Below are 24,866 nucleotides of genomic sequence, written 5' to 3' on the forward strand. Positions count from 1 at the left end.
AACACGCCAGCACCATCCAGAAATTTGGACTTTCAAAAATATAGCTATTGGAGGAACAATGAATCTGCACTTGAAGAAAAATCTTGCGATCGGTATTGCGATGGCCTCGCTGTTCGGTTGCGGCGGCTCTGACCAGGCATCGGTTGGCGGCGCCGGCGCTACCGCCGCTGCCAACAGCATGGTAAAGAAGGTGGATCCCGCAAACCCCGTTGACTCGCAATCGGACAGCGATACCTTGACCAAAACGGCCCTGACCGACTATGTCAATCCCTTCATCGGCACTGCGGATTCGGCAGCGCCGGCCACCGATCCGGTGCCTGCCGGCGCCAGAGGCGGCACCTTCCCCGGCGCCACGACGCCATTCGGCATGGTGCAATGGACGCCCATGACGCCTAGCAACGGCGGCCAGGACCATCCGGTGGGCTACATCTACAAGGAGAGCACCATTACAGGTTTCCCGTTGACGCAAATGAGCGGTTCCGGTTGCGATGGCAACCAGGGCGAATTGCCAATCATGCCGACCTTCGATGCCAGCTCGGTCGGCATCAACGCCAAGCCGAATTTCGATCACAAGAACGAAACGGCAAAACCAGGTTATTACCAGGTGACTTTGAACGATGGCATCAACACCGAGCTGACGGCTACCACCAGAACCGGCTTCGGCCGCTTTACCTTCCCTGCCCAGTCAGCCATCGCCAACGCCAACAAGACGCCTTACCTGGTGTTCGACGCCACCCGCACCAACACCATTGCATCGACCATCGGCGTCATCAAGACCGAAGGCAAGGATGCCTTGTCCGGCTCCACAGTAGGCGGCAATTTCTGTGGCGCGCGTACTTATACCCTGTACTTTTACGCCAAGTTCGACCGCGACATCACCGCCACCATCAGCAATGGCAAAGCCAACGTCACCTTCGACGCCAGCAAAAAACCGGCAGTGCTGATGAAAATCGGCTTGTCCTATGTCAGCAGCGACAACGCCAAAAAGAATCTGGAGCAGGAAAGCCCGCACTGGAATTTCAATGCAGTGCGCAATGCCGCTTCGCATGCCTGGAACAAACGTCTCAAGACGATCCAGGTCAGCGGCGGCAGCGATACGGAAAAACGCAAGTTCTACACCGCGCTGTATCACTCGATGCTATCGCCGAACACCAATAGCGATGTGAACGGCGACTATCTCGGTTTCGACCAGAAGACGCACAAGGTACAAGACGGCCGCACCCAGTATGTCAATTACTCCAACTGGGATATCTACCGCAGCCTGATTCCCTTGAACAGCATGCTGTTTCCAAAGGAAACCAGCGACATGCTGCAATCGCTGGTCAACGACGCCGACCAGTGCGGCGCCATCCCGCGCTGGGCGCCGATCAATGTCGATGCCGGCATCATGCCGGGGGACTCCGGAGTAGCGACCGTCGGCGGCGGCTATGCCTTCGGCGCCACCAATTTCGACGCCAAGAAAGCATTGAGCTACATGACGCTGGTGGGCAACAAGGCCGATGTGCAATGTACTGGCGATCACGTCCGTGACAGCGTCGACCGCATGAACGACTACCTGGTGCATGGTTATGCCGACATGGATAACGGCTGGTGGGCCGGTTCATTGACATTTGAATTCGGCACTGCGGATTTCGCCACTTCGCAACTGGCTAAATCCCTCGGCGACAACATGAATTACCAGCTGTTCCTGAGCCGCTCCGCCAACTGGAAAAACCAGTACAACCCGATCCAGAAACAACTCTTGCCACGCTATCGCAACGGCTCCTGGCTGTTGAATCCGCAACCGAACGCCGATATGGTGGAAGGCAATGCCGAACAATATACCTGGATGTCCGCCTACGATGCACGCGGCTTGTTCAATCTGGTGGGCGGCAATGCGGCAGCCATTACGCGCCTCGACGCCTTCTTCCAGAATCTCAACGCCGGCATGAACCTGCCGAATTTCTACATGGGTAATGAACCAAGCTTCGCCACGCCGTGGCTGTACAACTGGAGCGGCGCTCCATGGCGTACGCAAAAAGTGGTGCGCGATGTCGTCAACACGGTGTTCTCGGATGGCCCCGGCGGTTTGCCCGGCAATGATGACCTGGGTGCGGTCTCCTCCTGGTACGTCTGGGCTGCCATCGGCCTGTATCCTGAAGTACAGGCAGTCAGCGGCCTGACCATCGGCAGTCCGATGTTCGACAAGGTAGTCATCCACTGGGCCGACGGCAACAAGAAGCTAGTGATCAAGGCCAGCGGCGCAGCCACCAACTCGCCATACATCCAGACCGTGGCGTTGAACGGCAAGTCGCTCGACATGCCTTGGCTATGGCTCAAGGATCTGAAGGATGAGGCGAAGCTGGATTTCACGCTTGCCGCCAGCCAGTCGCAATGGGGCCAGGATTCAGCAGCCAGGATGCCGTCCTTCGGACTGGATGGCTTTACCAATCTGGCCGATGCGCTGAACAACCACGGCATAGGCACCGATGGCCAGCAAACCACGCGCGGCCTGGAAGGCTATACCTACGACATGGGCGGCTGGAGCTATTCCTCGCCAGCGCTGGCCGCAGCCGGCGCAACGCCGGGCGCCAGCTTCAGCTTCAATGGCATCTCGTTCACCTGGCCGGATGGCAAATCGGGGTTGGACAATATGGTCAGCCAGGGGCAGACCATTACGCTTGCCACGCCGCAGGCGGCCGGTACGCTCGCCATCCTGGGCAGTTCGACCAATGCCTCGGCCGCACCTACCGGCAAGCTGACCGTCATCTATACCGACAATACCCAGGCCGGTTTCGATTTGCGCTTCGACGACTGGACCCTGGGCGGCGGCTCGGCCACGGTGGGCAGCTACAACAAGATCGCCCTGACCAGCGCGCACCGGGTCGACCAGAACGGCAATACCGACAGCACCAAGGCTTACGTCTATTACTGGGACGCCACGCTCGACAAACAACGCAAGGTCAAGAGCATCACCCTGCCGTACCAGACCGACAACGGCGCGTTGATGCACGTGTTTGCGATGCAATTGAAGTAATGTGAAATGCGCTTATGGTTCGCCATGCGATCCATAAGCGCATTAATTCCAACTGGCGCTACCGTCCTAGAATTCCGCGTGCAGCCGTAACGAGCCTACTGTTACCGGCCCACGATCGGCGTTGTACGCAGGATTGTAAAACCGCTGCAAATCCGCCGTCACCGAGACTGCTTTGGACAGGCTGAAACTGTAATAGGCTTCCAGAATGCGTTCCGGCCTGTAGTTCAACTGCCCGTCGCCGATAAACACCCCCAGCCCGCCCGCAGCCAGATACTCTTGATGCGCTTTGCTCAAGCCGTTTTGTATCAGCGCGAAACCGACCGTGTCATTGTCGCGATGCCAGCTGCCGCCCTTGACTGATATCCCCGCACTCACGGAGCGTTCTATTTCAGAGAATGAATAGGTTTCGGTCTTGCCATCATTGCGGCTGGCGCGCGCAAAGATGCCGATATCGCTGCTCAGGCTTTGTTCGATGTTGATGCCGTAACCGTACTTGATCCGGCCCTTGCGCACCTGCGCCACATCAGGCGTGCTGCCGTTGAGCGCGGTATAAGCCAGTGCGTCGGAAAAGCTGCCCATGATTTCCTTGTTGCGGAATGCCAGCACGCGCACTTTCCCGGGCAAGTCCCCGATCACATGATCGTGTTCAAGCTCGATCTGGTCGCTATGGTATTTCATGATGCTGGTATCCAGGCGCTGGCCGTTCGACTCCAGCGGCACCATGAATCTGCCGGCCCGCACAACCCAGTCGTCATAGTAGTATTCAGCCGCTCCACCCCAGGTATAGCCACGGGTATCGCCAGAATAATCGTAGGCGCCATACGTCGACAAAGCCCAGTTAAGAAACTGCGTGCGGCCGTCATGGGCATAGGCATTGCTGTCGAAGATATCGATGATGCTGAGATTTCCCAGGGTCAGCACCAGACGCCGTCTGTCGACCATGCCGGCGAGCTGGTTCGGCGCCGGCTCCATGGCCTGCTTGTCGCCGCCGAAGCCCCATGTTTGCCGCAGGAACAATCGCGCCCGATAAAAAACCGGGTTGGGGCTGCTGCCCTTTTGCTGCTCTGAATCCATCATCCCGCCCAGGCCGGTCAAGCCGGACATCGGCACGGCTTGCACTACTTCCGGATCGAAGTACAGTTCGCCGCCGGTCCAGGGGCGCAGGCCGAAGAACAAGGTGCCGGAGAAGGAATAACCCTTTTCCGCTACGGTGCCCAGGCTGTTTGTGCCGGAATAGGCAGCGTCGAATGATGGTTTCTTTTGCCAGATATAGGTGGCCTGGCCATGCACGCCCCAGGTTTCTTCCGGGGTATCGTCCGCATGCGCGCCAACCGGCGCTGCCATCAACGCCGTCACCGCCAGTAAGGGCAATAGCAAATGCGGTTGCAACGCGGTATTAATCGACATTCTTGCGGCTTTCAACCAAGGCCGCCATATCCGGGAACTCCTGGCTGCCGCGCGTCCGCAAACCCTCGACGACGGTAGCCTGATTTTTCTCAGGCTGGTTCTGGCTGACTTTCCATTTGCCCGCCAAGCGCGTGATGACGATTTCGATGCCGACGATGGCGGTGATCAGTTTGTCGGTATAGTCGCGCGGCGCATCGGATACATGCCAGGGCTGCTCGAACGACGCTTCGTTGTGCGCTGTGAGCATTTCAAGATGCGTGCGCAACCAGACCGGATCATCAATAGGCCGCAGCGTGCCGTAGGCATGCGCCACCGCGTAGTTCCAGGTCGGCACGACTTTGCCGGTCTCGGCCTTGGTGGCGTACCAGGATGGCGTGATGTAGGCATCCGCGCCCTGGAATATCGCCAGCACTTCTACCTCTTTGGTGAACTCTTTCCAGAGCGGATTGGCGCGCGCGACGTGCCCGCGCAAAGTGCCGAACGGATCGGGTTCGGCCGACAGTAACAGAGGGATGTGATTGGCGTTGAGACCGTCTGGCGACAGGGTCACCAGCGTCGACAAAGGCCGCGCACGAATCAGATCGTGCAGGACCTCGACTCTCGGTTCGTCAAAGTGTTTTGGAATGTACATGGCGTGTAGCGGCTAGTGCGTGAGGTTAGTTGAATTGGCGGCGTAGGCGTCAGGCGTAAAGCGCTCCATCAGCGATTGCAGCCTGGCAGGTGTGGCAAAGCCGAACTTCGCGTACAGGCCATGCGCGGTACTGGTCGCCAGCATGAAGCGGCGCAACCCCTGCAGCCTTGGATGCGCCATGACGGCAGTCATCAGTTCGGCGCTGTAGCCTTTGCCGCGCTGTTCGGCCAGCACAAACACATCGACCAGGTAAGCGAACGTCGAATAATCGGTGACAACGCGCGCGTAAGCCACTTGCCGAGCGCCGGCAAACAGGCCGAAATTCAGCGAATGGCGAATCGATTCTTCCACGATCGCCAGCGGAATGCCGCGGGCCCAAGCCGATTCTTCAGACAGGAAGCGATGAATCAATGGAATATCCAGCTCGGCCGGTTCGGTGGTGATGCGCAGTTCTTCCATCAGGGGCTCTTTCAGCTCAAGTCATTTACATTACAGAAAACCACAGCCCTTTAAATTAGCATACTCCCGAATGAAAAACAGCGCCCTGGCGGCGCTGTATCTCAAATACGACTCTTCAATGCTTTCTTCTCAAGCTTTATTTCTCATGCATTGCTTGCCAGCGCCTTGCGACCCGCGTCTTCATCCAGCTCGCCTTCCCATTTGGCGATCACCGAAGTGGCGATGCCGTTGCCGATCACATTGGTGGCGGTGCGGCCCATGTCAAGGAACTGGTCGATGCCGATGATCAGCAGGATGCCGGCTTCCGGCAGATGGAACATCGGCAGGATGGCGGCCACCACCACCAGCGAACCGCGCGGCACGCCGGCCATGCCTTTGCTGCTCACCATCAGCACCAGCAACATCGTCAGTTGCTGGGCAAACGACATTTCAATGTTGTAAGCCTGGGCCACGAACAGGGCCGCAAATGCCTGGTACATCATGGAACCGTCGAGATTGAAGGAATAACCGAGCGGCAGCACAAAGCCGGTGATCTTGTTGTTGACGCCGAATTTTTCCAGCTGCTCCATGGTCTTCGGATAGGCGGCTTCGCTGCTGGCGGTGGAAAATGCCAGCATGATCGGCTCTTTCAACAAGCGCAGTAAAATGAAGATCCCGTCGCGCAGGAAGATGTAACCCATCGCGATCAGCACGGCCCACAGCGTAGCCAACCCGACATAGAATCCGCCGAGGAACTTGGCATAGGTCGCCAGCACGCCGAAACCCTGGACCGTAATCACGGCAGCGATGGAAGCAAACACGCCGAACGGCGCGAAGCGCATCACATAATCGGTGACCTTCAGCATGACATGCACCAGGCCGTCTACCGCCGCCGTCACCACTTTTGCCGACTCGCCTTTGATGGAGGCCAGGCCAAACCCGAAAAACAGCGAGAACACCAGGATCTGCAGGATTTCATTTTTCGCCATGGCGTCCACGAAACTGCTCGGGAATACGTGCGAAATAAAATCCTTGAGGTTGAAGCCGCTGGTATTCAGCTTGGTGTCAGCGCCCAGGGCCGGCAACGGCAGGTTGAGCGCATGGCCGACCTGGAGTACATTGACGAAAAACATGCCCAGCGCCAGCGACAGCAAAGAGGCAAGTACGAACCATCCCAGCGCCCGGACGCCGATACGCCCGACCGAGCTGCTGTCCTTCATGCCGGCAATGCCGGATACCAGCGTGCCGAACACCAATGGTGCGATGATCATCTTGATCAGCCGCAAAAACACATCGGTGATGATGGAGAAATAGCCGGCGATTTCTTTCGCCGCCGCTTCATCCGGCGCCAGGTTGTGGCAAATATAGCCGACCACTATGCCCAGAACCATGCCGACCATGATCCAAGTCGTTGCTTTAATTTTCTTCATGTGCGCTTCTTCATGTGCATATCCTGCCTCTGCCGTTAATCATACTTAACCATACAAAAACCTCTTAAGCCGATCCGGCATGCAAAGGATTGGCCGCCTCGTCATCTGTGCTTGTTCGGGCTGTGTTGTTTTGTGTCGACATGTGCCACATCGCAGAATGAATCCGCAGAAAATAGCAACATGGATTTTGCGTAAATGGCAATGTCTTACGAATCAAAATAAAAAAGCCCTCATGGCGGAGGGCCTTATGAAACCTGGCGTCGGCTGCAGGTTTGATGCCACCCCTGCCGTTGTGCCAAAGCGCAAACAGGCTCGCATGTTACCTTACAAAACATGCCTCAATCAACCAAAAATGAAGGCCCCGGGAGCAGGGAAACCTTGAACAGGCACACCTAGCTATGAGCGCTGTCTTGCCGGTGCAAAAATGAGACAGGCGGGCCGCACCGCCGGTTTTTCCCCAGCCCGGAAGGACTACCTTCAAGTTTTAGCGTCCACATCCCCGTTGTATTTTAATTTTGGAGTATCAAAAACCCGCGTTTTGCATCTCTCTGATGTATATTTCTCATCGGAAACTATAACAATGATTCATCCTGGAGATTGCAATGCAAAACCGTAGCATGAGCGGCGTCATTTTTTGCCTCGCCACATTAGGACTCAGCACTGCCGCATACGCTGAACTGCCCCCCATCAAAATCGGCGTGATCGGTCCTATCACCGGCCCTTCGGAAGACATGGGGCAAAGCATGATCGGCGGCGCCAGGGTCTTCCTGGCCGACATCAACCAGGTCGGCGGCGTACTTGGCCGCAAGATTGAACTGGTCGAGCGCGACGATCATGCCAAGCCGGATGTCGGCGCGGCCATGGCCAAGGAAATGATTGAAAAAGACCAGGTCGTCGCCGTCGTCGGTTTCGGCAATACCGGCGTCGCCCTGCCGGCGGCGAAGCTGTTCGAAGATGCAAAGATCCCCTTGATCGTCACCGGCGCCACCGGCGCCACGATCACCAAATCCTTCATGCCCCCGGCCTATCCAGCCAACTACATATTCCGCACTGCCGCCAGTGACGCGCTGCAGCCGATCGTGATCCTCAACGATGTGATCGACCGCCGCAAGATCGACAAGATCGCGCTGCTGCATGACGACAGCCCCTATGGCCAGTTCGGCAAGCAAAGCATGCTGGCCGAGCTGGGCCGGCGCAACATCAAGCCGGTGCTGGTGGAGAGTTTCAAGGTCGGCGACCAGGACATGACGGCGCAGTTGCAGCATGCCAGGGACAACGGCGCGCAAGCCATTGTGATGTACTGCCTTGCTCCCGAAGGTGCGATGGTAGTCAGAAGCGCAGAAAAACTGAAACTCAGATTACCGATCGTCGGACCGTGGGGCATGTCGCAGCAAACCTTTATCGACAAGGCCGGCCCGAGCGCGGAAGGCGTGCGCAGCTCGGTGACCTTCATCGAAAACGAACTGAGTTCAGTCAGCAACCAGTTCTCGCTGACCTATCGCAATGTGAACAAGACCAACCACATCCCATCCGCCGTGGCTGCGGCGCAGACCTATGACGCCTTGCGCCTGATTACGCTAGCGATATTCCAGGCCAACTCGGTCGACGGCGTCAAGATCAAGGATGCGCTGGAAAACCTGCAGGTGCACACTACCTCCACGGTCGTTTCACGCTATTTCAAACCCTTCTCGCCGACCGACCATGAAGCCATCGCCGTCAACATGATCGTCATGGGTGAGATCCGCAATGGCAAAGTGGCTTACGCCTACAAGGAAGATGCCAGCAGCGGATCGATTGCACGCACCAAGAAGCCCCAGTAAGCTATTGCCAGGCGCTGGCGGTTAGCGTTACCAGCGCCTGGCCTGAGTCCCGTCTCCCATGAACAGCCCGCCTGGCGGAATGGGATTCAAGCATCGCCGCCGGCTGTGTTAAATTGGCATTTTCACAACCAGCACAGAACCCATGCCACGTAACATAGAAATCAAGGCGCGCATCGACAGCATCGAAGCGCTCGCCGCCATCGCGGCTACCATCACCAGCGACGGTCCTCACCATATCGGCCAGGACGACACTTTTTTCACCTGCCCGGCAGGACGCCTCAAACTCCGCGTCTATGCGGATGGGCATGGCGATCTCATCTACTATCGCCGTGCCGATATGTCAGGGCCGAAAGAATCGTTCTACCAGATCTCATCCACTCCAGAACCAGATACCTTGCGCGAGTGCCTGACGCTAGCCTACGGCCACGCCGGACGGGTGCAAAAGCAGCGCACCTTGTTCATGGCAGGCAGAACTCGCATTCATCTGGACAGGGTTGCCGGCCTGGGAAATTTCATGGAGCTTGAGGTTGTGCTGGAAGAAAATGAGACGTCGGAAGCCGGCATGCGAGAGGCGCATGACTTGATGGCCCGGCTTGGCATTCAGGAGGCGCAGCTGGTTGAAGGTGCGTATGTGGATCTTCTTTCAGCAGCCGCCCTGAATCAATGACAGTCCGGCTAGTGAAACAAGTATCACGCGCATTGTGACGCACAGATAAAGCTCGCCGCCAGATTGATATCGCCCTCTCCCCTATACTTCGGCCACGCAGGGAATTCGCAAAGCGGCCGAGTGCGGCCCGGGACTCCGGCTGTATCCGAGACGATTTGCGCTACCGGCGCACTGCCCTGCTCCACCCAGTTTTCAAGAGCCGACAGTGAATCCCACGCGGCATTGAACATAGTCGACAACGAATGTCCGTAGCCCGGAATTTCGTAGTAGCGGACAAAACTCTCTACCCCTGCACTGCCCATGGTCGACTGCAGGCGTCGGAAATAATCTTCGCTCGAACGCGTGCTTACCAATGCATCCGACATGCCGTGCACCATCAGGACTTTCCCGCCTCTGGCCTTGAATGCCGACAAATCAGTTTTGTTGATGTCTTGCAGGATGGTGAGCTGGTCGATGCGCGCTTGCCATGCACCCGGATTTTGCGGATCAAGCGAAATCGCATCAAAAGCTGAATTGCGCGTGATGAAATGTTTCACCCATTCGGCCCAAAACGTCGCCCAGTACGGCGCCGTGGCCGGCATAGGCTGCGCCGGCTGGCTATCGCCCATGGCGAGCAACCTTACCGTTTTCTGCGCCGCCGAATCGCCGGCCAGGCCAAGGTCGGCGCCCCATACATTGAAGCCGGGATACTGCGTTTCACCGCTGCCGAGAGGCCGCGAAAATGTAATCGGCGTGCTGTAGATGTTCAGCGCGGCGATCTGTGCATCCGACAAACAGCTGTCGCCTGTATCGACGCCACCAGTACAACGCAAAGGGGAGCCATTCAGCATCGCGCCGGCCGGATCAAAACGGCTATTGCACGCTTGCATGTTGCTAATCAAGCCATCCTTGACGCCATCCAATGCATCGCAGCTTTCCATCACCGCGTCATACAAGGTCTTGCGCTTTGCCACGTTCAGATAGGCATCCGGCATGGCGAATGCGCGCGTGATGCGGCCGAATTGCAGATCGAGACTCGCCGCCGCCCAGGCCGGATACAGCACGATCACGCCATCCCAATCCTGCGGCCAGCGCTGCGCGACTGCCAAGGCTTCGCGGCCACCGGTCGAGCCGCCGGCAAAATAGGATTTCTGCGGCGTCGCGCCAGCGTAGTACTGTCTGATCAAATGGATCGCCACATCGCGCGTTTTCTTGAGCGCATCGCCGGCGAAATTCTGCAGGGCCTCGTCGTTCTGGCCGAACGATCCATCGCGGCTGCCCATCTGGTTAGCCGGATGTCCGGAATCGCTGGCGAATGACTGCCCACTATGTTCGACACCGCCGAGGCAAGCTAGTCAAACCAACAAAATGATCTTTTGCGGAACAAGTACCCTTTTGCGGAACAAAAGAAAAAGGCCCACCGAGCAGTGGGCCTTTTAGATATTGGTGCTGGCTGCAGGACTTGAACCCGCCACCCCCTGATTACAAGTCTCCCGTACCAATCAACTAAATCAAATACTTATTTACATTCTTTGTTCCGCAAACGCGTCAATGCCGATGACTGGCGAGGCAACGCTTACGCGACTCTGTTTTCGTTTGCGGAACAGTCTTTAACGTTTAAGCTCGATCTAATGCTTCCCAAACTAATGGAGCTTTCCCGACGAGGTAAGTGTGCCATGATCATTTCTTTTGAAAGGGGACGTGGCAGAGTTGCCACGTCGTTTCCTTTCATTGATTGATAATCACGGATTGATAACCACGGCATCGATTTGCAAATAGGAGCCGCTGCCTTTTGTAATTGTCAGGGTATGCGAACCTTTGCTCAAGTTGGGCAGCGCGATCATTGCTTGTAGCGGCGTATACGCGGTCCCTGCCGGAACATTGATGGAAGAAGTTGAGATGCCATCCAGCATCGCTGTCGCAGTCGCAGCAGCACCAGCGTCCCGAGGGCCAAGCACGGTGATTCCGGTTCCGGTAAACGTGATCGTGGCGGAATCGCCGCTGGTTACGGCGTAGTGCACATCAAAGTTGTAGTCTCCAGACACATGGTTGCGATTACTCGAATATTTCCAGCCGCTGGTATACGTAATACCTGTCCAAGTGTCGTTGTAGATATTCAATGTCAAGGTCTGCGGTTGCTGATTGCGATAAATCGTCAATGTCAGAGGACCACTGCTGCCGGCCGCGGCACAGGCGCTGAGCAAATCAGATACGGTGTTGACAGGCAGGTTCTTGCCGCCGGCAACGCTTTTTGTAATAGCATCGCCCGTCTGCAGTCCTAGCGTCGCCGCGACGCTTCCCGAGGGCACACTAACAAGTTGTACGCCCTGGACCGTGGGCAAGCCTGCTGCCGACTGCTGCGCCACAGTAGTAATGGATACAATCGAAGCGCCCAGCCAGGTGGTTTGATCGGATGTCGATGTCGACGTGGTTGAGCCGGTATAGTCCAGCGCAGGCAACGCCGGCGTCAGCGCTTTTGCTTTCAAGGCGGCAGTCTGGACGCCGAATTGAGTGTTATCGGTTGCAAAGCTCTTAAAGCCAATGGCGACCGCTGGAGAATTATTCGGCACGCTGTAGTCCCCTGTCGTCGGATTGGTGAACAGCGGATTGCCGACAGCGGACGCAGTCTCCCAGCTGCCAGGGGAGATTTTTTGTGATGCGGCCTGGTCTCCGGTGGTCATGAACAGGCTGTTGTTAACCGTTTTGCCTAAGCCCGAGATATTCTGATTATTATGTGCAGCCATAACGACATTGTTTTGAAAAATATCATTGCTATTGGCAAACCATACTTGCGGGTAGAACCCGTTATTCAAAATGATATTGTTGCTACCAATACGGTTGAAACCTTCCCGGAATTTCAATCCGCCATTAAGGCCGCCACTTCTGGGAATACTTTCGCTAAGTAGAACATTGTTCTGTACCAGGTAGTTTGAAGTGCCATCATCGAAATCGATATCCCAGCCGCGGTCACAACGGAAGCGATTGTTCTGGATGACTGTCTGATACTCGGCATCCAGATTCCAGATGGTCGGGTTACTCGTCATTTCGCTTTTCATTGCGCTTGAGTTCGGACTCCAGTAACGATCCCGTCCCCAAGCATTGAATGCTCCATGATCGCCTGTCTCCAGAACAGTATTGAAGACATCGTTATTGGCAATCAGGTGACCACCCCAGGTGCCGTCACCAATATTGATGCCGGCGCGAGGCGTATTGTAGATACTGTTGTGCTGCACCGTGATTTTGGAAGACATCGAAATTTCGACGCCGGCCACCTGCTTTTCCTTGGTGCCAATATCGTGTATCAGGTTATCCGAAGCAATCGAGACAGACGGATAATTATCGCTCTTTGGCCCCTGCACCATATCCAGGGATGCATAATTCGCCGCCGCGTTGTAGTTCATCGGCGGCACCGCATTCGCTGCAGTCGACGACCGCACCGCATCCGGCCTGCCGACAAACGCAATCGCGCTGGCGCCGATATTGTAGATTTCGTTGGCATGGATGTTGATGTTGCGGTTATAACCGCTGACGAAGATGGCGTTGCCGCCCAATCCCTGAAAGACATTGTTTGAGATTTCAATATTGGAAGCGCCTTCAGTCAGGATGGCGCCACTCCGATAAATGGTCCAGTCGCTTCGCAGAAGCGGTTCCGTGGTCTTCATGAAGGTATAGTTGGTAGCGGTGAAGTTCAGGCCGTCAATATGGATATTTTGAGCAGGACTCGCTTCCGTTCCCCGGATGTTGATCAGGTTTTCAATCGCCGAACCTTCGAATCTAGCCGATTTCAGGTCCACTCCCGTGGGCGGATAAAAATAGAGAGTTGAAGTAGCGGCGTTGTAAAACCACTCACCAGGAGCGTCAAGCTCCTCAAAAATATTTTCAACATATTCCGTGGATGTATCCGTTGCCTGTTCCATGCGATTGTTGCCAACGCGACTTCCCAAATTCAATCCGGCACTTGTAGTCACTCCGAGTATCAGCTGATTCTGGTCGCTCCAGTGTGCAGTGCTAATCATGGAATGCAAATAGCCGCCAGCCGGATTTTTCCAGTTATTGGAACGAGTCGTAATGGTTGCCTGATCCGAGAAACCATTAAAAACAATTCCTGTACCAGATTGATAATTCGGATAGCGTGCGCGAACCTGGGCGGCGCCGTTGACAAAGAGCTGGTCAAATGCGGCTCCGCTGACGCCGGCCTGCATGATGTTTCCCTTGTACACCGTCCACGTCAGGCCGGTCAATGGCCGTGCTCCGCTGATGACAGGATGCGCGCCGTTATCCGCGTGAATGAAGATGCCTGAAGCGCTCGGTCCCAGCAGCAGCGGTTGAGTCAGGTAATGGGTACCGTCCTCGACAACCACTTCCTTGATATTTGCTTGGACCGCGCTCGCGACTGCTGCAGCCAATGTGGCTTTTGGCGTTGTCTTGTCACCAGTGGCCGCATCGTTTCCTGATGGGGAAACATAAATCACGGATGCACCTGGAGTGGCGGGGCCATTGCCACCAGATGCCGCTTTGGCTGATGGTGCATTGCCAGGTTGCCCCGCACTATTCGAGTCGCCCCCGCCGCAGGCACTCAGGGTAAAAACCAGGAAGATACTTAAAAGGATATGTCGCGGTGAGATAAAAGCTATGTGTTTTCCTTGCGGTTTCATAGAACTGTCTCCATACGTTGGTTTTATATCTATCATTGCAAAATTTCTAAAACGGGATCTGTCAGATAGCGAGCCGGTCTACCCTCTTCAGTTCGTACTTCATGATTTAACTGACTTCTATGATCTGACAAACGGCCTACGTGCTCCTTGGTTCACTGCAAACCATCGAGTAGCAGCCAGACGCGGCTACCTGCGTCCAGCTCTCTAAGAACAGTACATATGCCTTTATGAATAGGCCTCCCGCATTTTTTCGCCACGACTTCCAGCGATGCCTCGAAGCCCGGCCATGTTCACTCAACTATCAAACAACTATCGACGGAGAGCTATTGGAAGATATTGACGCCGTCGAAGGTGGCGTATGTACCGGAAAGCTTTGTGATGACGATGGTATGTGCTCCCTTGGTCAGGGTCGGCGACGTATAGGTGGCGACATTCCCGTGTCGCTGGCCGTCAGCCGGCACCGTGTTGACGGTCTGCTGCGCGCCGCCATCGATGCTGATTCCAAGATTGCCTTGGTCGGTGTACATCTCGCCGAAAACCTGGATGGCCGTACCGCTGAACGTCAGCGTCACCGTATCGCTGCTGGCGGTCGTGTAGTGAAGATCGTCGAGGTAGTCTCCATCCCCCCGATTGGCGAGGTGTCCCCATGAGCCGGCGTAGACGAATCTGGCATTGTCGTCATTGATCCGGCCTGTCAGTTGGCCCACCGTCACGTTGGTGGCAGTGCTTCCGGCCGGGACGCTGGCGATCAGGAATCCGTCGGACAAATATTGGACATTGGCGGCCTGCACGCTGCCGAAGAATACCGGCGGATCGGACAAGAATCCTCCGCCGGCAACGAGCACCTGTGAACTGTTGCCAGAGACAGGCGAAGCGTATGACATCTTGCTGCTCACAGAGGCCGCCAGCGATTGATATGCGGAAGTCAGGCCCGCATTACTGAGAAGCGATGTTGGGACATCGCTCAAACTAGCAATGGTCGTGTTTTGACCAAGGTTAACATCTATTGCTTGATTACAATAAGGGTAAGTGTTCAAGCTGCCGGAAATATAGTTTCCGGTGATCCAAAAGTGACCAGTCGGACTGCACCCGCCCTGGTCCCGGGGAGAGGAATCGAATGCTACATTACCCTTCCAGTTGATCCATTCAGAACCAGCGTCATCGTAGTAAGTAAAGTTTGTGTTGTTACCTTCGAAGGCCACGTTGCCCTGAATTTGTATTCCATGGGCCAGTGTAGCCACCGGATCGATGGTAACGCCATCGGCCTTGTAGTAGTACTGCGCTTGGTGTCCCTCAACGTAGATTGCGGCTCCGTCGGAAAGCACTTTCATGTAATCGTACAACAGGTTGTTGCTGATGGTGTTGTCGGCATTGATGTTGACGGATTCTTGCGGATGATTGGCCTCATCGACATGACCCTGGATGACTCCTGCTGTAATGGCGGTATAGGGAACATCATGAATTTCGTTGTGGGTGACGGTGGTTTTGCGACCGAACAGCAATGTGATGCCGCACGCCGAACTGTAGTCGCTGCCGATGTGGTGGATCACATTGTTGGAGATGGTGTTGCCGGTCATGATCTCGTTCGTGCCGACCGTGTCTTTCGCAACCAAGGACGGGCTCGGATTGCAGTTCTGCTTGATGGCTGCTGCATTGGTTGCGCCCGGGGTCGGATCATAGGTGCAGCCCAGCAAAATTCCGGTCGAGGCGATTGCGGTGAACTCGTTGCCTTGGATTAGATTATTCGAAGAGCCGTACATGAATGCCAAGCCAGCCCCTCCCAGGTTGACGAAGCGATTGCCGCTGAACGTAACGTTATTCGATGCGCTGAAGCTGACGTTCGCCAGCGGTTGCGTCAACGATCCCCACGGGCACGATCCTGCCGGACTCGAGAAACCGCACATGCCCTGGTTGTTGGCTAGCGTCATCCGCAGATTGCTCTGCACGTCGGCGAACCCGACGCTGGTGGACGGGTCGTTCCATGTCGCGTAAGAAAACTGCAGGCCGGAGAAGGTCACGTCATGCAACGGGTTGGCCAGCGTTCCTGCCCCCTGCAGCAGACTCTCCAGCCGGGGTAGCTCCACATCCAATGCCGCCACCGACTGGCCGCTCACCGGCTGATAATAAAGCGTGCTTGCCGCCGAATCGAGGAACCATTGTCCCGGCTGCAGCAGGCCGACGGCATTTTGCAGCGACGCCGGCATCTTGCTGCTACTCATCGATGGCAACCCACCGCTGGCTTGAGAGAATGTGGCCCGGCTAGTGACGTTCTTCCAGCACGGCTGCGTCATCACCAACTTGCCGTCAGAGTAACTCGCTACCCGGCAGCGTGATTCGGTCCACGCCCCATTGCCGGCAGGATAGTCGAATTCGACACCCGCCACCTGGGTTGCATTCAGCTTGGCGAACCACGCCATTGCCGCGCTATCGGCACTGATGTCATATCCAGTCGCAGAACCCTGCCAGCCCCCTTTGAAACCAAGCTGCGCCGGCGTCCGCTGTGCGATCGGCGCGGCCGTTCCGTTAATATACAGCTGCCGGGTATTGCTATTGGCAGGCGCCGGCGCTGTCCATACGCCGCTGGTCCCAAGCTGCGACCAGCCTGTCACCTGAGTAGCGCCGGAAATCACCGGATGGGCCCCTGACGCGGCATACCACACCACTGGATGACCCGATGTGCCTGAGTCTACCGCCCCAAAAGCCCAGGTGTTCGCCAGCCGGTAGGGACCATCGGCAAGCTGGACTGCCACATCAATCGCACCGGCAGATAACTGCGCTCTCACTGCCTGCTGAGCACCGCTTAATCCACATGGAGCGCCCTGTGAACATGCCGCGCCAGAGCCAATTGGAGAGGCGTATAGAATTTTAGCGTTAGCAGCGGGAGTAGCTGGTGAGGGAGTGTCCGAGGCGCTTTTATTCGACGCCGCCATATTCGAAGCGGAATTGCCATTTTGCCCAGGCAAGCCCGAATCACCGTTGCCACAGGCATTCAAAGTAAAAGCCACGCACAAGCAGAGAAAAGCATGCATTGGCATGGCATAAAAAACTCTTTTCTTATTCATATTCATGACAGTCCCCAAATATTGGTTTTTGTATCAATAATTAATTTTCATTTTATTAACGTCGTAATGGTAAATTGGTGTAATGGCTGGACCAATTTAATATATTCCATTCAAAATGTAAACGCGTTACTTTTTGTCATGATATTAAAACTGGGTTTCCACTAACGGCGAGGGTTCAGTCCAAAATTGCGTCATTTTGCGTCACGATGACACAGCAGGTGTATGGCGCCCGTATCTGGGTCGAGCATCTACGCAGCACCTGGGCAGATGGCGCCTTTAAAGCCTATGGCGATGTGACGGCAGTCAAGTGCGAGGAAGTCGAGCTGGGCGGCGTCAAGAAACTGGCGTTGTACGCACAGATCTCGCCCACGCCGGAGCTGGTCGCCATGAATAAGGCCCGCCAGAAGATCTACACCAGCATCGAAATCAATCCGAAATTCTCTGATACCGGCGAAGCCTACCTGGTCGGCCTGGCCGTGACCGACAGCCCGGCTAGTCTTGGTACTGAGGTTTTATCGTTCGCCACCAAGAACCCCGGCAACCTGTTTTCGGCGGCGGAAGAAACAACGCTGGAATTCGAGGAAGCCCCCCAACCTGAAACCGAAGGAATCACATTGTCCGACACCATCAAAAACCTGTTGAAACGCTTTTCTACCAAGGCCACCGGCGACGATGCCCGCTTCGGTGAACTGGTCGGCGCCGTCGAGACCCTGGCAACGCATGCGAATCTGAGCGCGGACGAATTCGCGGAAGAAAAGACCCGCGTGGACGCACTGCAAGCTGCCTTGCAAAAGACGAATGAAGATTTCGCAGCATTCAAGCAACACGTCGAATCGACTGATGCGAATCCTACGCATCGCCCTACGGCGGCCGGCGGCACTGGCGTGGCGGAAACCGAGTTTTAATCGGCGCAGGTCATTCTGCCCCAACACGATCATCGCCCCACACATACAGGAGTCACCCGCATGAAAAAACATACCCGTACCGTCTACAACCAATACACCCAGCGCCTGGGTAAATTGAACGACACCGAGAGCGTCGCCAGCATGTTCAGCGTGGCGCCGAGTGTGCAGCAGAAGCTGGAAACCAAGATCCAGGAATCCAGCGAGTTTTTGAGCAAGATCAATATTTACGGCGTCACCGAGCAAGAAGGCGAAAAAATCGGCCTGGGCATTTCCGGCCCGATTGCTGGCCGCACCAATACCGACAAGGGCGACCGCAAGACCCGAGATTTGACCGCCCTGGACAATCGCGGTTATCGCTGCGAAAAGACCAATTTCGATACGCACATCAAGTATCAGACGCTGGACGCCTGGGCCAAGTTTGCCGACTTCCAGCAGCGCATCGCTAACGCCATCCTCGCCCGCCAGGCGCTGGACCGCATGATGATTGGCTTTAATGGCCGCACCATTGCGGCGGATACGGATATCGACAAGAATCCGTTGCTGCAGGACGTCAATAAAGGCTGGTTGCAGCATTACCGCGAACAAGCGCCGGAACGCGTCATGCATGAGGGCAAGAAGGATTCCGGCAAGGTCATTGTAGGCGCCGGCGGTGACTATGAGAATCTGGACGCAGTCGTCTTCGATGCAGTTACCCGGCTAAACGAGCACCCCTGGCGCACGGCGGCGCGGGTCGATGACTGAATCACTCCGATTTCTCTCTGACGCCCGCCCACCGCCGATTTATTGACGGATGACTTTTTACTTTTAACTCCATGAGCTTTATTGCTATTGCGCCACCTTCAGCCGGCGTCGGCACGTCCCTGCCGGAAGTCGGTATTGTCGAAAACGATGGCTTCTATCCCGATATCGTCTTGCAGGATATGCGCGACAACATGCGCCTGGACGGCACTGTCACCAGTCCGCGACTGGTCCAGGCGATTGTGGCCGCCGTGCTGCATGTCAATGCGGAGCTGCGCGACTGGAAGCTAATCCAGATCGCCGCCGGCTTCGCGGGCCTGGCCGCCGTGCCGGCGGACCGCGTCAATCGTGAAAGCGTCAACATTTCGCACTATCGCCGCGCCGTCTACTGCTGGGCCAAGGCGGATCTCATCGAGCACTACCGCGACTACGACAGCACCGCGTCGTCGCTACGACTATTGTTGGCCCCATAGCCTACGATACTCCGCTGTTTACAGCAGAGTGCTTCATTGCACGGGGTCTCCAGGTTTCTGTAATCTAGGTGGGGGCAAGAGTGGGTGCATGAGCGGAGTGGCGCGGTAAGTCGGCTCTGGCCCGCAATCGATCTTCGTCCAGGTCAAATTGGGATATGAGATATGAAAACAACCTTCCGCCGGTTTCGGAATGTGTTTGATCGCCTCACTCCAAGCATCCATTTCCGCTTTGGTTGGTTGAGTCGCCCCATTATTCGTTGTCTCAGCCAAAACAGAGGACGAACAGCCTGCTGAAAATAAAAGACTCGCTATAACTATAGCTTGAACCATGCGGCGCATGCAGGACATTATTGTTACCGAGTGCATATGATTTCCTTTCGTAGATATGAAAATTATCCCCGTGGGGATCATGATCAAATCGATTTTCATCAGTTCAACAGCGCCGCATCCATTTGTTGTTCCCGTTACGGCGAATTGAGCCATCTCATTCGCAATCGCCCCAGATTGTTCGATTTACAAAAAAACGCACTTGGCTTGGCGGCGTTGCTTTCATTCCGATGATGTTGCCGGCTGTTCTTCTATAACGTTCGGGCAAAACATTCGGTTGGCAAACTTTGATTAAATCCAGATATCTTTAGGGCATGCGTAAAAGGCTGTGCTTAAGCATGGAAAAATTATTACAAAGCGATACATTGAAAAAATGAACAACCTCTCCCAAGGGGCGAGGTTGCTCATTTTCTTTTCTGAGAAAAACTGTCAATTTGTTCATCTATCTACCAAACAAGTTGACAGTATCCTCCGCCGCTAAATCAGCAACCAATTCCAAACCATGTGCACCATACTGATGGTGGCGTTGGCGTTGGCGTTGGCGTTGGTGTTGGTGTTGGTGTCGGTGTCGGTGTCGGTGTCGGTGTCGGTGTCGGTGTCGGTGTCGGTGTCGGCGTCGGCGTCGGCGTCGGCGTTGGCGTTGGCGTTGGCGTTGGCGTCGGGGTTGGTGTCGGCGTCGGGGTTGGGGTTGGTGTCGGTGTAGGAGCCGGTCCAGGGTTTGTGATAGTGTCGTTATCCAGCGTGACTGCCGCGTTCAACGCCAAGAGCCTTCCACTCCAGCTGACTGTCGCCCCCGTCGTAATGGAGGTGTGCGCCAGGAGGTTCCCCGCAAAAGCGCTCCCCGCGGCCAAGGTCGCCGAGCTACCGACCTGGAAATAGACGTTCCGGACGTCGGCCCCGTTGATCAGGACCACCGAAGCACTAACTGTCGTGGTCAGGGTGCTGCCGATTTGGAAAACGAAAAGAGCGGCGGAGTCACCTTGGGCGTCGAGAGTCAGGACGCCTCCGCACGTAGCCGCGGCACCGAAATTGTAGACGCCCGGGGGCAAAGTCAGGCCGCCGAGATCCACGCCGCTAAGGTTATTCCCGGGCGGCGACGTCAGGGCCACGATTTGCCCGTAGGCGGTGGCCAAGTCAGCCTGAGCCTGAGCCGCGACCGCGTCGCCCTCGTGGAGCGCCCCGTCGGTGATCACCCCGGGTGGGAAACCGGTCACCGCGACTCCGGGACTCACGCCGACGCTGCCGGAGACGGTGCTGACGCCGGCACTGGTGACCGTGCTGGCGCCCAACACAGCAAAATCCTCCGCGGAGCCGAGGGATTGGCCATCGCCCAAAGGGGCGAAGGCCAACAGCGCGACCGCGATGAAGAAAAATCGCGAAATCGCCTGGGCCGCAAATGTAGAATGTCGGGTGGTCATAAGCAGAAGAAGGTATGTCTAGCGTGATCCTCCGGTCCTCCTTGGATGGAGACTCGGGAACTATCTTTCAAAGGACACGAAAGAAGGCTGACCTCACCGCGGCCTTTGTATCCAAGGCCGGAACGATCTAACCCATGTAATTCACGAAGGGAGGCGAGAGGCCGGGCGTCCGAATTACACCACAGTAGAAGCTTAAACTGGTCCCGCCGGTCGCATACCTGCGTTTATTTTGCCGCAGGATCAAGAATGGCGGTGGGCTCTTCATTTTCCATCAGCGCCGGCATGGCTCCCCTGAACTCCTAATTAGAGAGGAGCGAGCATTTCCGGTGCGAACCAAAAACCGCCCGGCGGAAGCCCGCAGGTCAATTACACCGCCTAACGACGGCGGTGCGGACGCCGCGAGGGACTGCCATCAATGTCTGCCCGGTGGGCCAAGTGCGCCGGGATGGAAAAGGTCCAATCTCACGGGCAAATTCGCGGCGACCTACTGCTGAAGTTCTTCCGGAAGCGCTAGTGAACACTTAGCTCAGCCGATTTCGCCAGTTGCAGACCAGCATCAATGCTGGCGATCGGAACGGGAGCGCTTTGCGACACCGCGGGTAGCTGAGGCTGAAGACTCTGACGGCAGAGCCAAGTCAGCGCCTTGACCGCGAGTTCCACCAATATGAACGGCTTGACGATGAAATCCTTTCCGCCGCTTAAGACGGATCGCGCTTGCGTTCCGAAATCAGAATGAGCCGTGACAAACACGACCGGTGTCGTGCGATTCAGCGGGATCTCGCGCAGTCCGAGACAGAGTTCGAGGCCGCTTTTTCCTGGCATTTCCACATCGAGAAAGATCAGGTCAAAGTGTTCTTCCTTGAGGAGTTGCTCGGCCGCGAGCGGGTCGCCCAGGCTGACCGCAGCGAGTTTGGCCCGGCTCAGAGCCGAACAGATCGCCTCGCGCGAAATCACTTCGTCGTCCACCACGAGGATCCGGGGTGACCCCAGGGACTGGGGGATTGAAGCAGTCGCTTCCTCCGTCAGGAGCGCCAGCATATCGATGGCTTGTCCCAAGGTGTTCACGACCGACGCCGTGATCTTCTTCGGCTTTTCGCGCAACTCAATCAGCAACGCTTCCACGCCATTGGCCAGCTGCGCGATCTTCCCAAAGCCAAGAGCCGCGGCCGCGCCCGCCAGCGTGTGAGTCCGCTCGTGGATCTCCATCAGCTCTTCACTCCGAAGCTTTTCCTCTTCTGTTCGGGCCAGGGCCAGATAGCCAGTCCGCATCCGGGCCAGCGCCTGCCGTGCCTGGTCGAGAAAGGTGGCCAGGAGGTTATGCGGCACCGGAGCTTCCGCCATGACTTCGCTCTCCCTCCCAGGCTCAGCTTGCCCGTCGAGCAATTGGGAGATCAAAGTTACCATATCGGCCGGGCTATTTTCTAGCTTCGAAAGCACCCTGGTCGCGCCAGCCGCTTCCGCTTCGCGGGCCTGCCGCCCGAGATAGGAGTTGGAACAAACGATCACCGGCAGCGCTCCGGAAGGAAACTCCGCTCGGATATCGCCGAGCAGTTCCACGCCATTCGTCCTCGGCAGGCATAGGTCTAAAATCACCAGGCTAATTCCGCCCTGCTGTAAGACGCGCAGCGCTTGCGCTCCGTCCGTGGCGACCTCCACTTTGAATCCCCGGCCAAGAAGGTTTTCCTGGTAGAGGTGCACGACGATTTGATCGTCATCGACGATCAGGATCGTCTTCTTCTTGGTGGGCGTATAGACTCGTTTCATTCGCTTAGACCTTGGCATGTGCTGGGGACTGCGTGAACTGGAGGAGCGCATTCTGCAGGCGCGGAAATTTCTCTCGAAGGTCATCGAGCAAAGACATAGCTCCGGAGAGGTCGCCGGACTGACCGGCTTTCTCCAGGGCCCGCAATGGCAACGTCAGAACTTCGACGCCGATAGACATACTGGAGCCCACTATCTTATGAGCCAGGCTGGCTACTTCTGTTGCTGACTTCGTTAGGATCGCTTCTTTTAAGCCATCGAGCATGAAGATGGTTTGGGCTAGGTAAAGCCCAACCAAATGCTCCATCCGCTCAGGATCGTCATCCGCGATGTCGCGAAGAAGCTCAAAGTCCACCAGCACTTCTTCCGGAGAGTTAGTGGCTCGAGGCGGAGAAACAGGTGCAGGGACAACGTGCGGGACCTCGGCCGCGCTCGATTCGACTTTATCGTAGCGATTCAAAGCTAACTCGAGTTCGTGACTCCGCACGGGCTTGCTGAGATAGTCGTTCATCCCCGCCGTCAGGCATTTCTCGCGGTCTCCGGCCATCGCGTTGGCGGTCATGGCAATGATATGGACCGGCTTTTTCCAATCGAAGCCTCCGACCCGCTTCTGTTCTAGCTCGCGGATGCGGCCGGTCGTCTCGTAGCCGTCGAGAAGTGGCATTTGGCAGTCCATCAGGATGATGTCGTAAGGGCTGCGCTTAAAGATCTCCAAGACTTCCGTTCCATCCGCCACCGCATCGGCGCTATAGCCAAGCTTCCGGAGCAAGCCCAAGGCAACCCGCTGGTTCACATCGTTATCTTCCGCCAGCAGGATGCGCAGTTCCCGATGGGTTGTCGGCAGAGCGGTCGGAGCGGGCAGGACTCTCTGCGCTTTCTCAGTCGCGCCGATGGATTTGGCCCCGACAACTTTGGCGATCGAATCAAAGAGAAGCGATTGCTTGATTGGTTTGATCAGGCAGTCATCGATGCCGGCGGCCCGCAACCTATTCTTATCCAGTCGGCCACCGATAGAAGAGAGCAGAACAAGACGGACCCCGGCCAGGGCGTCCTCTGACTTTATGGCCCGCGCGAGAGTCAGTCCATCGGTGCCCGGCATCTGCATATCGAGCAGCACCACATCGTAAGGATCATCCGCAGCGTGGGCCCTGCGCAATTCCGCGAGCGCACTCTTCGCGTCCCGCGCCGCGCGCGAACGCATCTTCCAGGCGCGCGTCTGCAGCCGCAGGATCTCGCAGTTCGTCTCGTTGTCGTCTACGATCAGGACGTGCAGATTGGCTAACTCGTCGGCGATCGCGAGATCGTCGGGGAACTCACCGACGGATTTCATCAGGCGGACCGTAAACCAGAAGAGCGATCCTTTACCGGGGATGCTATCAACGCCGACCGTGCCGTGCATGTGTTCGACGAGTTGTTTCGAGATGACCAGTCCCAGCCCGGTGCCGCCATACTTGCGTGTGGTCGAGCCATCCGCCTGGCTGAAAGGTTGGAAGAGCCTTTGCCGCGCCTCCAGCGGGATCCCGATCCCGGTATCCTGCACCTCAAAGCGCAGAAACGCCTCTCCCTCACTCTCGCCTTCGAGAGATATCTTCACGACCACTTCGCCGTGTTCGGTAAACTTGATCGCGTTGCCGACAAAATTGAGTAGCACTTGGCGCACCCGGCCTGGGTCGCCGCGGAGGTGGACTGGTACGTCATGCTCGATGAGACAGGCTAACTCCAGGCCTTTGCCCTCCGCCTTATGGGCCAATAACTCCAGGCCGCCATGGACAGCCTCATGCAGGTCGAACTCAACCTCATCAAAGGAGAGCTTGCCCGCTTCGATCTTGGAGAAATCGAGAATGTCATCGATCACCTGGAGCAATGACTCCGCGCTGCTCTGGATCGTGCTGGCAAAAGACCGTTGCTCCGTGTTCAGCTCGGTGTCGAGTAACAAGCCAGTCATGCCCATGACGCCATTCATCGGCGTGCGTATCTCGTGACTCATGTTAGCGAGAAACTCACTCTTGACGACGGTCGCGGCTTCCGCCGCGGCCTTCGCCGCGCGCAACTCACTCTCGTTCCGTTTGCGCTCGGTGATGTCCTGCACACTGCCTTCGCAGTAGAGGGGCTGGGCCTCGGCGTCACAAACCAGATGAG

General features: G+C 56.5%; 14 protein-coding genes and 2 pseudogenes. 7 read left to right on the top strand and 9 right to left on the bottom strand.

Translation table 11 applies throughout. The annotated features are described in order from the left end of the window. Nucleotides 1-58 precede the first annotated feature (58 nt). A complete protein-coding gene (locus tag ABI171_RS23265; RefSeq protein ID WP_348094924.1) occupies nucleotides 59-3,016 on the top strand; it encodes a GH92 family glycosyl hydrolase in 2,958 nt (985 codons plus the stop codon). 66 nt (nucleotides 3,017-3,082) lie between these two features. Here ABI171_RS23265 and ABI171_RS23270 read toward each other — a convergent pair whose 3' ends face one another. From ABI171_RS23270 to ABI171_RS23285, 4 genes are all read right to left on the bottom strand, one after another. Next, nucleotides 3,083-4,423, bottom strand: coding sequence for a carbohydrate porin (locus ABI171_RS23270; protein ID WP_348094925.1), 1,341 nt, complete (start codon nucleotides 4,421-4,423; stop codon nucleotides 3,083-3,085). Further along, the gene (locus ABI171_RS23275; protein ID WP_348094926.1) at nucleotides 4,413-5,054 is read right to left on the bottom strand and encodes an FMN-binding negative transcriptional regulator; all 642 of its coding nucleotides are present in this window, start codon (nucleotides 5,052-5,054) and stop codon (nucleotides 4,413-4,415) included. The genes ABI171_RS23270 and ABI171_RS23275 overlap by 11 nt, the downstream gene beginning before the upstream one ends. 12 nt (nucleotides 5,055-5,066) lie before the next feature. Then, the gene (locus tag ABI171_RS23280; protein WP_348094927.1) at nucleotides 5,067-5,513 is read right to left on the bottom strand and encodes a GNAT family N-acetyltransferase; all 447 of its coding nucleotides are present in this window, start codon (nucleotides 5,511-5,513) and stop codon (nucleotides 5,067-5,069) included. A gap of 143 nt (nucleotides 5,514-5,656) precedes the next feature. After that, nucleotides 5,657-6,922, bottom strand: a complete 1,266-nt coding sequence (locus ABI171_RS23285) for a dicarboxylate/amino acid:cation symporter (RefSeq protein ID WP_348094928.1) — start codon at nucleotides 6,920-6,922, stop codon at nucleotides 5,657-5,659. A gap of 602 nt (nucleotides 6,923-7,524) precedes the next feature. Here ABI171_RS23285 and ABI171_RS23290 point away from each other — a divergent pair. Both ABI171_RS23290 and ABI171_RS23295 read left to right on the top strand, forming a co-directional pair. After that, nucleotides 7,525-8,742, top strand: coding sequence for an ABC transporter substrate-binding protein (locus tag ABI171_RS23290; RefSeq protein ID WP_348094929.1), 1,218 nt, complete (start codon nucleotides 7,525-7,527; stop codon nucleotides 8,740-8,742). Nucleotides 8,743-8,884: 142 nt separating this feature from the next. Beyond that, nucleotides 8,885-9,409 (top strand): class IV adenylate cyclase, encoded by a 525-nt coding sequence (locus ABI171_RS23295; protein WP_348094930.1) that lies wholly within the window; start codon nucleotides 8,885-8,887, stop codon nucleotides 9,407-9,409. 23 nt (nucleotides 9,410-9,432) lie between these two features. Here ABI171_RS23295 and ABI171_RS23300 read toward each other — a convergent pair. The 3 genes and pseudogenes from ABI171_RS23300 to ABI171_RS23310 all read right to left on the bottom strand — a co-directional run. Next, a pseudogene (locus ABI171_RS23300) lies at nucleotides 9,433-10,707 on the bottom strand (tannase/feruloyl esterase family alpha/beta hydrolase); the annotation flags it as partial. A 423-nt stretch (nucleotides 10,708-11,130) separates the two neighbouring features. Continuing rightward, a complete protein-coding gene (locus tag ABI171_RS23305; RefSeq protein ID WP_348094931.1) occupies nucleotides 11,131-14,043 on the bottom strand; it encodes a PDZ domain-containing protein in 2,913 nt (970 codons plus the stop codon). A 323-nt stretch (nucleotides 14,044-14,366) separates the two neighbouring features. Further along, a complete protein-coding gene (locus ABI171_RS23310) occupies nucleotides 14,367-17,111 on the bottom strand; it encodes a hypothetical protein (RefSeq protein ID WP_348094932.1) in 2,745 nt (914 codons plus the stop codon). Nucleotides 17,112-17,311: 200 nt separating this feature from the next. Here ABI171_RS23310 and ABI171_RS23315 point away from each other — a divergent pair, with 200 nt between their 5' ends. The 4 genes and pseudogenes from ABI171_RS23315 to ABI171_RS23330 all read left to right on the top strand — a co-directional run bounded on the left by ABI171_RS23315 (nucleotide 17,312) and on the right by ABI171_RS23330 (nucleotide 20,251). Then, nucleotides 17,312-18,010 carry a GPO family capsid scaffolding protein gene (locus ABI171_RS23315; RefSeq protein WP_348094933.1) on the top strand — a complete coding sequence of 233 codons (699 nt, stop codon included), beginning with the start codon at nucleotides 17,312-17,314 and terminating at the stop codon, nucleotides 18,008-18,010. Nucleotides 18,011-18,070: 60 nt separating this feature from the next. Beyond that, a pseudogene (locus tag ABI171_RS23320) lies at nucleotides 18,071-18,724 on the top strand (P2 family phage major capsid protein); the annotation flags it as partial. 98 nt (nucleotides 18,725-18,822) lie between these two features. Beyond that, on the top strand, nucleotides 18,823-19,221 hold the full coding sequence (locus tag ABI171_RS23325; protein WP_348094934.1) for a head completion/stabilization protein: 399 nt from the start codon (nucleotides 18,823-18,825) through the stop codon (nucleotides 19,219-19,221). Nucleotides 19,222-20,050: 829 nt separating this feature from the next. Beyond that, entirely contained in the window at nucleotides 20,051-20,251 is a 201-nt protein-coding gene (locus tag ABI171_RS23330; protein ID WP_348094935.1) for a hypothetical protein, read from the top strand. 1,225 nt (nucleotides 20,252-21,476) lie between these two features. Here the strand turns inward: ABI171_RS23330 and ABI171_RS23335 are convergent. Then, nucleotides 21,477-22,730 carry a response regulator gene (locus ABI171_RS23335; protein ID WP_348094936.1) on the bottom strand — a complete coding sequence of 418 codons (1,254 nt, stop codon included), beginning with the start codon at nucleotides 22,728-22,730 and terminating at the stop codon, nucleotides 21,477-21,479. 4 nt (nucleotides 22,731-22,734) lie between these two features. After that, a partial coding sequence (locus ABI171_RS23340; RefSeq protein WP_348094937.1) for a response regulator occupies nucleotides 22,735-24,866 on the bottom strand: 2,132 nt, incomplete at its 5' end.

This window comes from Collimonas sp. (assembly GCF_039923675.1).
In the GTDB taxonomy this organism is placed as follows: Bacteria; Pseudomonadota; Gammaproteobacteria; order Burkholderiales; family Burkholderiaceae_D; genus Collimonas.